We start from the raw sequence: 12,735 nt of genomic DNA, 5'->3' as shown, positions 1-12,735 counted from the left end.
GCAAGGTCCTCATGACTTGTCGGTGAGGTTTTTGCCGATCATCCGGATCAGGATGATCGCCGCGATGTTGGCTATGACCACGGCAATCAGCCCGCCCGCCGAGGCCATGCCGACGTCGAACTGCAGCAGCGCCTGGATGTAGATCAGGTAAGCCAGGTTGGTCGAGGCAAAGCCCGGCCCGCCGTTGGTCGTGGTAAAGATTTCAGCGAATACCGAAAGCAGGAAGATCGTTTCGATCATCACCACCACGGCGATCGGACGCGCCAGATGCGGCAGGGTCAGGTGCCAGAAGATCGCCAGCGGACCTGCGCCGTCCAGCCGCGCTGCTTCTTTCTGCTCCTGGTCGAGCGACTGCATGGCGGTCATCAGGATCAGAATGGCGAACGGCAGCCATTGCCAGGACACAATGATGATGATCGACAGCATCGGGTAATGGGCGAACCAGTCAATCGGTTCGGCGCCGAAGAACTTCCACACCGCTGCGAGTACGCCGGACACCGGATGAAAGATCAGGTTTTTCCAGATCAGCGCGCTGACCGTGGGCATGATGAAGAACGGCGAGATCAACAGCACACGGACGATGCCGCGACCGAAAAACTCACTGGCTTCCAGCAGTGCCGAAATCAGCACGCCGAGGATCACACTGATCGCCAGCACACTGCCGACCAGCAGTAATGTATTGCCGGCACCCGGCAAGAAGCCGCTGTCGGTCACGAAATACTGGAAGTTCTCCAGGCCGACGAATTCGTTTTCGCCGGGGGAGAGCAGGTTGTAGCGGATCAGCGAGAAGTAAATGGTCATGCCCAGCGGCACGATCATCCACACCAGCAGAAGCACCACGGAAGGACTGACCAGAAACCAGCCCGGCTTGAATCGACGGCTTTTGAGCGGTTGCTGTTCGCCGGACAGGTCCGTGCGTTCAGGGGAGGCTGAGGTATTCATGGGGAGCTCCGAACCGGATTGCACCAGAGTTGTTGCGCAGTTGAGCGGCAGGGCGAAAGCATCGGCTTTCGCCCTGGTGCGTGACGGTTACTTTTTCGGGTAACCCGCTCGTTTCATGTCGCGCGCGGTAGCGGTTTGCGCATTGCTCAAGGCCTTGTCAACAGTGGACTGGCCTATGAGTGCTGCAGAGAACTGCTGACCGACGCTGGTGCCGATGGCCTGGAACTCGGGAATGGTCACCAGTTGAATGCCGACGTAAGGCACGGGTTTGAGGGTTGGCGACTTGGGATCGGCCTTCTTCAACGACTCAAGCGTGATGTTGGCAAACGGTGCTGCCTTTTTGTATTCGTCGGTGTAGGTCGAGGCGCGGGTGCCCGGCGGTACGTTGGACACGCCGTCGGTATCGGCAACCAGTTTGGCGTACTCTTTCGACGTGGCCCACTGGGTGAACTCGGCAGCGTCCTTGGTGTTCTTGGCGCTGGTCGGGATCGCCAGCGACCACGAGTACAGCCACGATGAGCCCTTGTCGGTCACTTCGTGCGGGGCGTAGGTGAAGCCGACGCTGTCGGCCACTTTGCTCTGCTTCTTGTCGGTCACGAACGAACCGGCCACGCTGGCGTCGACCCAGATGGCGCACTTGCCGCTGTTGAACAGCGCAAGGTTCTCGTTGAAACCATTGCTGGAGGCTCCCGGCGGGCCGGACTGCTTCATGGTGTTGACGTAGAAGTTCAGCGCGTTCTTCCACTCTGGCTGGTCGAACTGTGGCGTCCACTGCTCGTCGAACCAGCGTCCGCCATAGGCGTTGGCCAGCGTCGTGATCAGTGCCATGTTCTCGCCCCAGCCAGCCTTGCCGCGCAGGCAGAGGCCGTACTGTTCCTTGGACTTGTCGGTCAGTTTGCCGGCGAACTCGGCGATCTGGGTCCAGGTAGGGCGCTCGGGCATGGTCAGGCCGGCGGCCTTGAACAGGTCGGTGCGGTAGTAGGTGATCGAGGCTTCAGCATAGAACGGCAGGGCGAACAGTTTGCCGTCTACCGACAGGCCGTCGCGCACGGAAGGGAACACATCGTCCAGCGCGTAACTGGCAGGCAGGTCTTTCATTTCCTGTAACCAGCCTTTCTGACCCCAGAGTGAGGCTTCGTACATGCCGATGGTCAGCACGTCGAACTGGCCGCCCTTGGTGGCGATGTCAGTGGTCAGGCGTTGACGCAGGACGTTCTCTTCCAGCACGACCCAGTTGAGCTTGATGTCGGGGTGCTGTTCTTCGAAGGTCTTGGAGAGGCGCTGCATGCGAATCATGTCGCTGTTGTTGACCGTGGCGATGGTCACGGTCCCCGCTGTGGCACTGCCACTGAACACGAAACAGGTGCTGAGGACGGAACTGGCGAGCAGAAGTTTTGCTGAGTTCTTCATTGATCACTCCTCTTCCACGCCCAAAGGACTGTAGAAGGATGGTTATTGTTTTTTTCTCTTCCGGAGGTGAGGAAGATGTGCATTGATTACACCGGCGTTCGGTCTGAAAGACAAATCCTGCGCCGCACTCTGACTGATACTTTTTTGCACTCGGGTGCGAAAAGACAACAGCGCCGAATCGCCCATAGGGCGGCTTCGGCGCAACTCCAGCGTAGACGATGAGGGCGACGGCGGGGCAAATCAGTACAGGTTTTGTTCGGTCAGACGCTGAACGGCGAGGCGACGGTAGTGCGACGGGGTCATGCCTTTGAGTTGCTGAAAACGCCGATTGAAGTTGGAAATATTGTTGAATCCGGACTCGAAGCACACATCGGTGACCGGTTTGTCGCCGTCGGCGAGCAGTTCGCACGATTTGCTGATGCGCAGACGATTGACGAACTCCACGAAGCAGCGCCCCGTAGCCTGTTTGAACACCCGGGAAAAATAGGTCGGTTTCATGCCCAGATACTCGGCGACTTCCTCCAGCGGCAGCTCGCGGCCATAGTGGGCGAAGATATAATCCACCGCCCGGTTGGTGCGATCCACGCTGTGCTCGTCCGCCGTATGGGCAACCGCCGTGCCCGACAGCAACTGGTAATCTTCGCTGGCGGCCAGCAGCTCGAGCAGGATGAAGAAGTGACCCAGGCGAGTGATGCCTCGCGAGTCGGCGATCTTCTGCATTTGCTTCATCGCCTGACGAATTGTGCGTTTGCAGCGAAATTCGATGCCGTAGCGGGCGCGCTCCAGTAGCGGTGTCAGGGTCTTGAGTTCGGCAAACACCTGATTGCCACTTTCCAGCAGCTCATCGGTAAAGTTGACCAGCATGTCGCGCTTGGGCACCTCTTCGCCGTCGTCGATCTGGCTGATCCAGTTATGCGGCAGGTTGGGGCCGGTGAGAAACAGGCTGGCAGGATTGAAATTGCCGATGTAGTCGCCGACAAACACCTTGCCGGAGCTGGCGACGATCAGATGCAGTTCATATTCCTTGTGGAAGTGCCAGCGTACCAGCGGGCAGGGGAAGCCATGCTCGCGGTAGATGATCGACAGACCGTTGTGGTCGTCCATCAATTCGTAGGAAGGGTCGGCAATTCTTGTTGTTTTATTCATTGGCGATGTCATGTTCATCCGTTGCCAGAAGAGTAATGTGCCTGATTTTCCAGTTCAATGCCCGGTCATTGGCAAAAATCGCCTACGATCGGGCCTCTGCCAGTGGAGGCGTTGACCGATGAAACAGATCCTGCTGATCGGCATGGGGGCCGGGGATCCCGAGCAGATCACCCTGCAGGCCGTTGCGGCCTTGAACCGTGCAGAGGTGATCTTCATCCTCGACAAGGGCTATGTCGACGATCAGTTGCTGAGGCTGCGCAAAGAGCTCTGTCAGCGCTATATCACTCATGAACGCTACCGTCTGGTGCAAGTCCAGGATCCTCGGCGTGAAGATGATCCACAGGCCTACGAGCGCGGCATCGAGGGCTGGCACGAACAGCGCGCAATACTCTTCGAGCGGTTGTTGACCGATGAGCTTGGCGTGGATCAGGTCGGCGCGTTTCTGGTCTGGGGCGACCCGTCGCTCTACGACAGTACGATGCGCATCCTTGACCAGGTTCTGGCGCGGGGTAAGGAGGCTTTCGAGTATCAGGTGATTCCCGGCATAACCAGCGTCCAGAGCCTGGTCGCGCGGCACCGGATCCCGCTCAATCGCATCGGCGAGTCGATTCATATCACCACCGGCCGACGCATGGCGACAGCTCCGCTGCAGCAGCCCGGCAACGTCGTGGTGATGCTCGACGCGCACTGCACATTCGAGCGTTATACGGGGCAGGGGCTGGACATCTATTGGGGCGCGTACCTGGGCACGCCGGACGAAATACTGGTGGCCGGCCGGCTCGATGAGGTCTGCGAGAAGATCAAGCGCCTGCGCAGCGAGGCACGCGAGCGCAAGGGGTGGATCATGGATACCTATTTGCTGCGCAAACCGGCCTAGGCTCTGCAGGAAAAGTGGCTGCGCTCGGTGATGCTGCGTTAAAAACAGGCTCGGAATGCTCATTTACAAACCGTAGACTCCGCTTCCTCGCCTGTTTTTGCCTTGCCTGACCTTCGCTCGCCGACTTTTCTCATTGAGCCTAAGCCGGTTTTTCATCCTTGTTGCGATTCTTCGCTTCGATCCACTGCGCCATGTATTTGGTGCTCTTGTGGTGATGGTGCCGCAGCATGGCGCCGGTGAAGTTCGCCAGACGATGCTCCGCCAGTCCGTTGCGAAGGGTGTCGATGCGTTCGATCAGGCTCGCACAGTGCTGCCGATGCTGAAAGCGCGCCTGCAGCAACGCCTGACCCGCTTGTTGCGCTTCAAGCCAGAGGTTCTGGTCCTGATACAGCCTGACCGCAGCGCCCGCGATTTCCGCAGGGTCGTTGGCAATGATGCCGGGCCACGGCAGCCCGCCGCTCATGGCCTCCGCACCCACCGGCGTCGTGACTGACGGCGTTCCGCAGAGCATCGCGTCCATCAGCTTGCCCTTGATGCCGGCGCCGAAGCGCAATGGCGCGAGGCACACTCGCGCATGGGACATGACCTCCAGCGCATCCTCGGCCCAGTGCTTCACATGAAAGCCCTGCGAGGCATTGTGCAGCGCCGAGGCCTTGGGTGGCGTATAGGCACCGTATATGTGCAACTGAGCGTCAGGCAGTTGCTGACGAATCAGCGGCCAGATAGCGGTTTTCATCCACAGCACCGCATCCCAGTTGGGCGCATGGCGGAAGTTGCCGATGCTGAGGAAGTGCGCACGCTGTGCAAAAGGCCGGAAGCTGTCGGGCGCGCCGTCGATCATCAGCGGACACCAGTGCAGCAGCGCGGCGGGCAGGCCGAAAGGGCCGCTCAACAGGGCGATTTCGACATCTGACGTCATCAGGTTGAGGTCGCAGCGATACAACGAAGCAATTTCGCGCTGCGCCAGATCACTGCATGCGATCTGCCGGAAAAGCTGCGGCGCTGAAACGTCGGCGCTGCACGGTCCGGCCTCGGCGCAATCGCTGTTAAGCGAATCCTTCAACAACTGATGGCGTGCGTGGCGCAGGCTCTGGAAATCCGACGTTTCCAGAATGCGTAGTGCGTCGGGACACTGCTGCTCGACGCGCCAGCCGAACTGCTCCTCGATCATGAACTGATCGAAGAGCACGACGTCAGGCTGCAATTCGCTGACAAATACGTCAAAACTGCTGTCGTTGAGCGCGATATGCACTTCGCGGATGCCCAGACCGAGCAGATCGGCGCGGTGCTCGCCTTCGGTGGCAGGGCTGGCAAAGGTGACCTGCCAGTCCTGCTCCAGAAAGCATTGAATCAATTGCATCATGTGCCCGCTGGCAGCCGAAGAACGCGGCTCTGGCCATACGTAGCCGATGATCAATAAGCGGGTGCTGGCAGGCTTTTCAGTGCTGTTGAGGGCAGCGTCGATGTCAGTCAAGGCTGTTTCCAAGAATGCTTTTTACCTTGTCACGCAACTGGTCGATGGAGAACGGCTTGCCGATCGAGTGCATGCCTGGCGGCACGTCGATATTTTCGGAGTAACCGCTGGCGAACAGCACCGGCAATTGCGGGCGAAGTTCGATGACCTTCTTGGCCAGTGCGGTGCCCTTCATATCAGGCAGCCCCTGGTCAGTCATCAGCAGGTCGATGTGATTGGAATCGTCTGCAACAAAGGCCAGTGCCGACGTGGCGTCCTCGGCTTCCAGTACCTTGTATTCCAGCTCTTCGAGCACGTCGACAATCAGCATGCGCACTATGGCGTCGTCTTCGACCACGAGAATGGTGCGGGCTGTGTCGGGCATGGTTGACTCCTTAAACCTGAATAATGGCGATAGCGCAGACAGTGTGGAATTTTGCACATCCTTTCCCGTCGACTCAGGGTAACCGAGCGAGGGCCTGTCGGCTGTTGATACAGTCCTTGTATCAGTAAATAAAAACCGGGTGGAAGTTCAATCGAGGCACAAATACCGTAAATCGCGAGGGCGAATCACGGGTTGGCGTCATTAATGAATACAGGCGTGAGCTTATCGCCCATTTATGTGTGAAATTTCAATCCTCTATGTCGGAAATAAGAGTGTTTTTCGTAGGTTTACGGCAAACTCTACGGTTTTGATCCACTCGTCAGGGATATTTCATGAATCGGACGTCTGTTGTCGATGAACAACGCTTTCGAAAATTGCTGGGTCGTAACGTTGGCTTGCCATTGGGTGTCGGTGTACTGAGCGCAGTTTTCTTCATTTTGCTGATCAGTTATCTGCTCACTGCAATACAGTGGGTCGAGCACACTGACCGGGTAATCAACAACACCAACCGCTCAATGAAACTGTCGATAGACATGGAAACCGGCATGCGCGGTTTTCTGCTGACGGGTGATCAGCATTTTCTCGACCCCTATGAGGTCGCCAAGCCGCTGTTGCTCGCCGAGCTGCAGGGGCTGGAGAAACTGGTAGACGACAACCCTACGCAGCTGGATCGGTTCAGACGTCTATCCACGCTGCAGCAGGAGTGGAATGCGTTCGCCCAGGAGATGATCACGTTACGGCGCACCAACGGCGATTATCAAACGCCGGTGCTGGCCGGACGTGGCAAGCGCATCACCGATCAGATCCGCACCGAATATGATCAGGCCGTGGAGATGGAGCAGCAACTTCGCCTGACCCGCAATGCGGAAGTCACGCGCAGTACGATTCTTTCCGTCACCCTTTATCTGATATTCGTGGTGATCGTCAGCGCAATTCTGGCCTATATCGGCCGCAGGGATCTGCTCTCGCTGTCGAATACTTACAGCGAAAACCTCAGGCTCCAGGAAGTCAACGCCGAGCGCCTGCAGAAGGTGGCCTGGCTGCGCAATGGTCAGAGCGAGCTGGCCGAGCAGGTCCTGGGGCAACTGACGCTGAACATGCTGGGCCGCAATATTCTCCAGTTTCTGACCCAGCATCTGGGCGCGTCGGTGGCGGCGGTCTACATCCGCCAGGACCACGGCGGCCTTACGCGAGTCGCCTCGTATGGCTTCTCCCGCGAACAGGAGCAGCAGGATCAGACCATTCACAGTGATGAAGGCATTGTCGGGCAGGCCGCCCAGCAGGACCGCATCATTACGCTGGATGAACTGCCGGACAATTACTTCAAGGTTGCGTCCGGCCTGGGCGACGGTTCGCCGCGCAGCGTGGTGGTGGTGCCGACCAGCAACGACGATCAGGTCAACGGCGTGATCGAACTGGGCTTTCTGCGCACCCTGACCGAGCGGGATGTCGAGTTTCTTGAACTGGTGGCGGACAATATCGGCACCTCTATCGAAGCCGCCCGTTATCGCCAGCGTCTGCAGGAAGTGCTGGCCGAGACCCAGCAGCTCAACGAAGAGCTGCAGGTGCAGCAGGAAGAACTGCGCACCGCCAATGAAGAACTGGAGGAGCAGTCGCGCATCCTCAAGGAATCCCAGGCCCACCTGGAGACGCAGCAGGCCGAGCTGGAGCAAACCAACGAGCAACTGGCCGATCAGAGTCAGGCGCTGGCCGATCAGCGCGATGCGCTGGATCGCAACAACGAAGAACTGAATATCGCTCAGGCCGAGTTGCAGGCGCGGGCGGACGAGCTGCAGCGCGCCAGCAAATACAAGTCCGAGTTCCTCGCCAACATGTCCCACGAGCTGCGCACGCCGCTCAACAGCTCGCTGATTCTCGCCAAACTGCTGGCCGAGAACCCGGGCGAAAACCTCACCGCCGAACAGGTCAAGTTTGCCGAGTCGATCTATTCGGCGGGCAATGACCTGCTGAACCTGATCAACGACATTCTGGATATTTCCAAGGTCGAGGCCGGCAAGCTGGAAGTGCGCCCGGAAAACAGCAGCGTCCCCCGACTGGTCGAAGGCCTGCGGACGCTCTTCCAGCCGCTGGCCGCCGAGAAGAAACTCGCGTTTACCGTCGACATCCAGGCCGGTGCGCCCACCATGCTGTTCACGGATCGCCAGCGTCTTGAGCAGATCCTCAAGAACCTGCTGTCCAACGCGATCAAGTTCACTGAAGCAGGCTCGGTCAGCATGGTCGTTTCGCGTCAGCCGGGCGCGGGTATCGCGTTCATCGTGCGTGATTCGGGCATCGGTATCGCCGAGGAGCATCAGCAGGGTATTTTCGAAGCGTTCCGTCAGGCAGATGGCACCACCAACCGGCGTTATGGCGGTACCGGATTGGGGCTGTCGATTTCACGAGATCTGGCGGCATTGCTGGGCGGGTCGATCAGTGTGACCAGCGCACCGGGGCAGGGCAGTATTTTCAGCCTGGTGCTGCCGGAGCATTACGTCGAGCAAGACGACCGCGAGCCGGGCAGCGATCTGCCAATCGTGCCAGCGCCTGCTGCGCTACAACCGTATGCCCCTGTGCTTCCGGTCATTGCGCAACCTGTTCCGGCACCCGTGCCGATGGATACGCCGGTGCCGGTATTTGCCGACGACCGCGACAAGGCACCTTTCCAGCGGCGCTGCATTCTGGTGATCGAAGACGAGGTGCGATTCGCCCAGATTCTCTACGATCTCGCCCACGAACTGGGCTACGACTGTCTGGTGGCGCATGCTGCCGACGATGGCTTCAATCTGGCATCCCGCTATACGCCGGATGCGATCCTGCTGGACATGCGCCTGCCGGACCATTCGGGCCTGACCGTGCTGCAGCGTCTCAAGGAGCTGGCGCCCACCCGGCACATTCCGGTGCACGTGATCTCGGTCGAAGATCGCCAGGAAGCCGCCTTGCATATGGGCGCGATTGGCTACGCGGTCAAGCCGACCACGCGTGAAGAGCTCAAGGACGTGTTCGCCAAGCTGGAAGCCAAGCTGACGCAGAAGGTCAAACGTATCCTGCTGGTCGAGGATGACGCGCTGCAGCGTGACAGCATCGCGCGCCTGATTGGTGACGATGATATTGAAATCACTGCGGTAGGCTTCGCCCAGGAGGCGCTGGACCTGCTGCGCGATCACGTCTACGACTGCATGATCATCGACCTGAAGCTGCCGGACATGCTCGGCAATGAATTGCTCAAACGCATGTCGATGGAAGACATCTGTGCCTTCCCGCCGGTGATCGTCTATACCGGCCGCAATATGACCCGCGATGAAGAAGCCGAGCTGATGAAATACTCGCGCTCGATCATCATCAAGGGTGCGCGTTCGCCTGAGCGGCTGCTCGATGAGGTCACGCTGTTTTTGCACAAGGTCGAGTCGCAACTGTCCAACGAGCGGCAAAAGATGCTCAAGACCGCGCGTAGCCGTGACAAGGTCTTCGAGGCGCGCAAGATCCTCGTGGTCGACGACGATGTGCGTAACATCTTTGCCCTGACCAGCGCCCTTGAACATAAAGGCGCGGTGGTGGAAATCGCCCGCAACGGTCTGGAGGCGATTGCCAGGCTTAATGAGGTGGAAGACATCGATCTGGTCCTGATGGACGTGATGATGCCTGAAATGGACGGTTTTGAAGCGACCATCGAGATTCGCAAGGACCCGCGCTGGCGCAAGCTGCCGATCATTGCCGTCACGGCCAAGGCCATGAAAGATGATCAGGAGCGCTGCCTGCAGGCGGGTTCCAACGATTATCTGGCCAAGCCCATCGATCTGGATCGCCTGTTTTCGCTGATCCGCGTCTGGCTGCCGAAGATGGAGCGTATCTGAATGAGGCTTGAATGGAGGGGCGTCTGCGATGCCAGCCCCGGGCGGTACCATGCCTATTGATCGAAGCATGGATATCGAACTGCGCCTGCTGATCGAAGCGATTTACCTTCAGTACAGCTACGACTTTCGTGACTACTCCGGCGCTTCGGTGAAGCGCCGCGTGATCCATGCGCTGCGTCAGTTCGATTGTGCAACCATCTCCGCCTTGCAGGAGCGTGTGCTCCATGATCCTGCAGCGTTCATGCAGCTGCTGCAGATTCTCACGATTCCGGTCAGTGAGATGTTTCGTGACCCGTCGCACTTTCTGGCGATCCGCAACGAAGTTGTGCCGGTACTGCGCACTTACCCGTCACTCAAGGTATGGATCGCCGGTTGCAGCACGGGCGAAGAGGTCTATTCCACGGCGATTCTGTTGCGCGAGGAAGGGCTGTTGGAGCGGACCATCATCTATGCGACCGATATCAACCCCAGCTCGCTGGAAAAGGCCAAGCAGGGCATCTTCTCCATGGACAACGTGCGGGCCTATGCCGAGAACTATCGAAAGGCGGGAGGGCAGCGCGATTTTGCCGAGTACTACACGTCTGCCTATGACTATGCGATCTTCGACAAGACGCTGTGCGAGAACGTCACGTTTGCCGATCACAGTCTGGCCACAGATAGTGTATTCTCCGAAACGCAATTTATTTCTTGCCGTAACGTACTGATTTACTTCAACAAAAAGCTTCAGGATCGAGCATTCGGGTTGTTTCATGATTCGTTGTGTCATCGTGGCTTTCTGGCGCTGGGCAGCAAGGAAACGCTGGAATTTTCCGCCTACGGTGGCGACTTCGAGGCGCTGGTGAAACCCGAGCGGATTTACCGGAAATCATGAGAACCACGTTTGGCGATGAAGCGCCCAGCCACGCGTTACCCGTGGTCGATGCCATTGTGGTCGGTGCCTCGGCGGGCGGCGTGGAAGCCCTGCTGAAAATATTCAGCGGTCTGCGCATAGGGTTTTCATTGCCTATCCTGATGGTTCTGCATCTACCTGATGATCGGCATAGCCAGTTGGCCAATGTGTTTCAGAACCGTCTGGCAATTCCGGTCAAGGAAGCCGACGACAAGGAGAGCATCGTGCCCGGCACTTTGTACGTTGCGCCAGCGGGCTATCACGTCTCGGTGGAGTCCGACTTTTCCCTGTCACTGAGTCAGGAGGACAAGGTGTTTTATTCAAGGCCCAGTATCGACATTCTGTTCGGTTCGGCCGCTGATGCCTATGCGCCGCGACTGGCTGGCGTGCTGTTGACCGGTGCCAACAATGACGGCGCGAACGGGTTGCTGCAGATCAAGAAGTACGGTGGTTTCACGGTGATTCAGGACCCCGCGCAGGCCCAGGCGTCTACCATGCCTGAAGCGGGCCTGGCGCTGCACTCGCCCGATTACCTCCTTTCCCTGAACGATATTGGCCGCTTGCTGGTCGAGCTGGAACGAACCGCATGTTAAGTGAAATTCAGGCAAAACTGCTCATCGTCGATGATTTGCCGGAAAACCTGCTGGCGCTCGAAGCGCTGATCAAGCGCGGCGATCGAATCGTCTACAAGGCGCTGTCTGCGGACGAAGCACTGTCACTGCTACTGCAGCACGAATTCGCCATGGCCATCCTCGACGTTCAGATGCCCGGGATGAACGGCTTCGAGCTGGCCGAGCTGATGCGCAGCACGGAAAAGACCAAAAGCATTCCAATCGTCTTCGTCAGTGCTGCCGGGCGCGAGCTGAATTACGCCTTCAAGGGCTATGAAAGCGGTGCCGTGGACTTCCTGCACAAGCCGCTGGATATTCACGCGGTAAAGAGCAAGGTCAATGTGTTCGTCGATCTCTACCGACAGCGCAAGGCCATGAAAATACAGGTCGAGGAGCTTGAGCGCAGTCGCCAGGAGCAGGAAGCCTTGCTCAAGCGTCTGCAGTCGACTCAGGGCGAGCTGGAACACGCGATTCGCATGCGGGATGACTTCATGTCCATCGTCTCCCACGAGGTGCGCACGCCGCTCAACGGCCTTATTCTGGAGACCCAGCTGCGCAAGCTGCACCTGGCCAAGGACAACGCCGCGGCGTTTACCATGGAGAAGCTGCACGCGATGGTCGATCGCGATGAGCGACAGATTCAGAGTCTTATCCGCCTCATCGAAGACATGCTCGATGTATCGAGGATCCGCACCGGCAAGCTGTCGATCAGACCGAGCCCGTTCGACCTCAGCGAACTGGTCACGCAACTGCTGGAAAGCTTTGCCGCACAGATCGCTGCCGCCGATTCCAGCGTCACCCGGTTTGCCGAACAGCCGGTAATCGGCGTGTGGGACGAATTCCGTATCGAGCAGGTGGTTGCCAATCTGCTCACCAACGCGCTGCGTTACGGTGCGCGAAAGCCGATTGAAGTGCATGTGTACAGCAAGGACAGCGAGGCGTTCATCGAAGTCAGGGATCAAGGTATTGGCATTACGGCCGAAAACCAGAAGCGCATCTTTCAGCAGTTCGAGCGGGTGTCGAGCAATCACGCTGTTGCCGGATTAGGTCTTGGGCTGTTCATTTCCGATCAGATCGTCATGGCGCACGGCGGTCGTATCGAAGTGGAGAGTGAAGAGGGCAAGGGCTCGGTGTTTCGAATCTGTCTGCCTCTGTAAGGTCGCCGCCACCG

At 58.4% G+C, this 12,735-nt stretch carries 10 protein-coding genes; 5 read left to right on the top strand and 5 right to left on the bottom strand.

All coding sequences use genetic code 11. The annotated features are described in order from the left end of the window. Positions 1-9: 9 nt before the first annotated feature. From P406_RS18860 to P406_RS18850, 3 genes are all read right to left on the bottom strand, one after another. A complete protein-coding gene (locus tag P406_RS18860) occupies positions 10-942 on the bottom strand; it encodes a carbohydrate ABC transporter permease (protein ID WP_046237005.1) in 933 nt (310 codons plus the stop codon). An 87-nt stretch (positions 943-1,029) separates the two neighbouring features. After that, on the bottom strand, positions 1,030-2,352 hold the full coding sequence (locus P406_RS18855; protein WP_046237004.1) for an ABC transporter substrate-binding protein: 1,323 nt from the start codon (positions 2,350-2,352) through the stop codon (positions 1,030-1,032). Between the two features lie 240 nt (positions 2,353-2,592). Beyond that, on the bottom strand, positions 2,593-3,498 hold the full coding sequence (locus P406_RS18850; RefSeq protein ID WP_032702878.1) for an AraC family transcriptional regulator: 906 nt from the start codon (positions 3,496-3,498) through the stop codon (positions 2,593-2,595). A 118-nt stretch (positions 3,499-3,616) separates the two neighbouring features. On the opposite strand from P406_RS18850, the gene cobF reads away from it, so the two are divergent. Beyond that, the gene (gene cobF, locus P406_RS18845; protein ID WP_046237003.1) at positions 3,617-4,375 is read left to right on the top strand and encodes a precorrin-6A synthase (deacetylating); all 759 of its coding nucleotides are present in this window, start codon (positions 3,617-3,619) and stop codon (positions 4,373-4,375) included. A gap of 139 nt (positions 4,376-4,514) precedes the next feature. On the opposite strand, the gene P406_RS18840 is transcribed toward cobF, so the two are convergent. Next, a complete protein-coding gene (locus tag P406_RS18840) occupies positions 4,515-5,849 on the bottom strand; it encodes a glycosyltransferase (RefSeq protein WP_046237002.1) in 1,335 nt (444 codons plus the stop codon). After that, positions 5,842-6,213 (bottom strand): response regulator, encoded by a 372-nt coding sequence (locus tag P406_RS18835; protein WP_003410234.1) that lies wholly within the window; start codon positions 6,211-6,213, stop codon positions 5,842-5,844. The genes P406_RS18840 and P406_RS18835 overlap by 8 nt, the downstream gene beginning before the upstream one ends. 332 nt (positions 6,214-6,545) lie before the next feature. Here P406_RS18835 and P406_RS18830 point away from each other — a divergent pair, with 332 nt between their 5' ends. From P406_RS18830 to P406_RS18815, 4 genes are read left to right on the top strand one after another with little or no spacing between them, the layout of a single operon-like run. Then, a complete protein-coding gene (locus P406_RS18830) occupies positions 6,546-10,064 on the top strand; it encodes a response regulator (protein ID WP_024650116.1) in 3,519 nt (1,172 codons plus the stop codon). Positions 10,065-10,092: 28 nt separating this feature from the next. Beyond that, positions 10,093-10,935: a CheR family methyltransferase gene (locus tag P406_RS18825; RefSeq protein ID WP_080052540.1), complete on the top strand. Its 843-nt coding sequence runs from the start codon at positions 10,093-10,095 to the stop codon at positions 10,933-10,935. Next, positions 10,932-11,546: a chemotaxis protein CheB gene (locus tag P406_RS18820; RefSeq protein ID WP_046237001.1), complete on the top strand. Its 615-nt coding sequence runs from the start codon at positions 10,932-10,934 to the stop codon at positions 11,544-11,546. Before P406_RS18825 ends, P406_RS18820 begins: the two co-directional genes overlap by 4 nt. Further along, a complete protein-coding gene (locus P406_RS18815) occupies positions 11,540-12,721 on the top strand; it encodes a hybrid sensor histidine kinase/response regulator (RefSeq protein ID WP_003420766.1) in 1,182 nt (393 codons plus the stop codon). Before P406_RS18820 ends, P406_RS18815 begins: the two co-directional genes overlap by 7 nt. The last annotated feature ends 14 nt before the right edge of the window (positions 12,722-12,735 follow it).

The organism is Pseudomonas syringae pv. coryli str. NCPPB 4273 (assembly GCF_000972175.1).
In the GTDB taxonomy this organism is placed as follows: domain Bacteria; phylum Pseudomonadota; class Gammaproteobacteria; order Pseudomonadales; family Pseudomonadaceae; genus Aquipseudomonas; species Aquipseudomonas syringae.
This window is presented reverse-complemented; position numbering and strand designations above follow the sequence as displayed.

Coding starts and splice junctions, on each gene's coding strand:
- P406_RS18825 (WP_080052540.1), top strand. CDS start 10,093: ATGCCAGCCCCGGGCGGTACCATGCCTATTGATCGAAGCATGGATATC.
- P406_RS18820 (WP_046237001.1), top strand. CDS start 10,932: ATGAGAACCACGTTTGGCGATGAAGCGCCCAGCCACGCGTTACCCGTG.
- P406_RS18855 (WP_046237004.1), bottom strand. CDS start 2,352: ATGAAGAACTCAGCAAAACTTCTGCTCGCCAGTTCCGTCCTCAGCACC.
- P406_RS18835 (WP_003410234.1), bottom strand. CDS start 6,213: ATGCCCGACACAGCCCGCACCATTCTCGTGGTCGAAGACGACGCCATA.
- P406_RS18830 (WP_024650116.1), top strand. CDS start 6,546: ATGAATCGGACGTCTGTTGTCGATGAACAACGCTTTCGAAAATTGCTG.
- P406_RS18850 (WP_032702878.1), bottom strand. CDS start 3,498: ATGAATAAAACAACAAGAATTGCCGACCCTTCCTACGAATTGATGGAC.
- cobF (WP_046237003.1), top strand. CDS start 3,617: ATGAAACAGATCCTGCTGATCGGCATGGGGGCCGGGGATCCCGAGCAG.
- P406_RS18815 (WP_003420766.1), top strand. CDS start 11,540: ATGTTAAGTGAAATTCAGGCAAAACTGCTCATCGTCGATGATTTGCCG.
- P406_RS18860 (WP_046237005.1), bottom strand. CDS start 942: ATGAATACCTCAGCCTCCCCTGAACGCACGGACCTGTCCGGCGAACAG.